The sequence below is a fragment of the Thalassobacter sp. 16PALIMAR09 genome (genome assembly GCF_000765485.1).
Taxonomy (GTDB): domain Bacteria; phylum Pseudomonadota; class Alphaproteobacteria; order Rhodobacterales; family Rhodobacteraceae; genus Thalassobacter; species Thalassobacter stenotrophicus.
The window spans coordinates 1-1,471 of record NZ_JHAK01000033.1 but is presented as its reverse complement, the minus strand read 5'-3'; the positions used below and the strand labels follow the sequence as shown (position 1 = coordinate 1,471).

The window sequence follows — 1,471 nt, the reverse complement described above, 5'->3', positions numbered from 1 at the left end:
TGTCTCCATCTCTGCGGACAATTGCGCAGCCATCAGGGCCGCGACACGCGTGGGCCAGGTGATCCAAAGATCCCGCTCCTGACGGGCCAGATGAAACACCAACGTCTCGGCCCGGGCGCGATCCACCAGCACGCCCCTCTTCTTTTGGATCGCCAGCTGGCGCTCTTGAGCTTGGTAGACCGTGAGCGCGGTGCGCGCCTTGATATAGGATGTGTTGTCACCGGGACCTGAGACTGTCGGCCCGTCGCTTGTTGCACCGAAACCACCACGTGAGCGCATCTGTTGATCCGGGTCGGTCGTCGAACCGCGGCGAGTATCGGACGCCGCAGCGTTGATAGACCCGTCTGCAAAAAGCACCAGGCGACCGGTCTTGCGGGCTTTTTGCACGGCGCCGCGTGAGATCCCGGCGTGTTCGGCGTAGGCGCGTTCAGATAGTCCTTCCATGACCTGTTCCAGAGCCTCAGAGCATTGTTATTAAACGGATAAATATATCTATTTGAGTTGATTAGACTTCCGTGTCGAGCGACTCTCACATCAAGCAAACAGCCTGATTGGAGAGAGCCCATGAGCACACGCGCACAGATTGCTATACAGACCGGACCCGAAGAATGGGCCCACGTTTACGTCCACTACGACGGCTACCCAGAGCACATGTTGACAGCACTTCACACTTGGACGCCCGAGGACATCCTTGCCGCCCGCGAGATCCGGGACGTCAGCGCCGAGGCGCTGGACTGCTTTGATCCGCCGCGGCCGCCGCGGATCTTGCCGCGACCAACCCGCGCCTTTGGCCATTTGTATGTCTGGCACGACGGCGCGTGGGCGGAAGCGGAGGCAGAGCAATGACCGAGCTCGTTCTGCCCAGTCAAAACGAGGCTCACGGGTTTTATGGCCAGATGATCACCTGCGCGCTGCGGGACAGGCCGACGGATCGGATCTGGACGGTGACCTGCGCCTTTATCGGTCTGGCGACAGGTGCCGGTACCGAAGATGAGATGCGCGGCATCAGGGATTTTTTGGACAGCTCCATGGGACGGCATTTTGCCGATGATGTGATTGAGGCGCTGCAAGGCCGCACCATAAACAATGAAATCGCGATCATTAAAGCCATCGAGAAATGGCAAGCCTGGACGATAAGCCTTGAAACCCAGCGGAAAGAAGGCATCCCGGCCGGGCTGCCGTACCTCACTGGTTGGGTCCAGCACTTTGTAATCTTGGGCGCGAATGACACCGCCGACTGACGGCACACAGCAACACCAAAAATATGGAGGCACCGATGCCGAAGATTACCGACATACAATCCATTATTCTCACACGTGCCGCATCCCGCCCTGGCAACTTGGCCATGCCGTTGCCCAAGGGGTTGGCAGGCGCTGCGGCCAAGATGACCATCGGCAAGATGATCGAGCGCGGCTGGCTTGAAGAGGTCGATGCCAATCTCCGCCGCAAAGAGCCGCTCTGGCGCGAGACT

Annotated in this window: 3 protein-coding genes and 1 pseudogene; 3 read left to right on the top strand and 1 reads right to left on the bottom strand. The window is 59.3% G+C overall.

The features are described 5' to 3' along the window. Positions 1-444, bottom strand: a 444-nt coding sequence (locus PM04_RS17205; protein WP_038009144.1) for a hypothetical protein, incomplete at its 3' end; no start/stop codon positions are given. Positions 445-564: 120 nt separating this feature from the next. Here PM04_RS17205 and PM04_RS17200 point away from each other — a divergent pair. The 3 genes and pseudogenes from PM04_RS17200 to PM04_RS17190 form a co-directional block, all read left to right on the top strand. Next, positions 565-846: a hypothetical protein gene (locus tag PM04_RS17200; RefSeq protein ID WP_038009142.1), complete on the top strand. Its 282-nt coding sequence runs from the start codon at positions 565-567 to the stop codon at positions 844-846. Further along, a complete protein-coding gene (locus PM04_RS17195; RefSeq protein WP_038009141.1) occupies positions 843-1,241 on the top strand; it encodes a hypothetical protein in 399 nt (132 codons plus the stop codon). Before PM04_RS17200 ends, PM04_RS17195 begins: the two co-directional genes overlap by 4 nt. Before the next feature lie 35 nt (positions 1,242-1,276). Then, positions 1,277-1,471, top strand: a pseudogene (locus PM04_RS17190) (hypothetical protein); the annotation flags it as partial.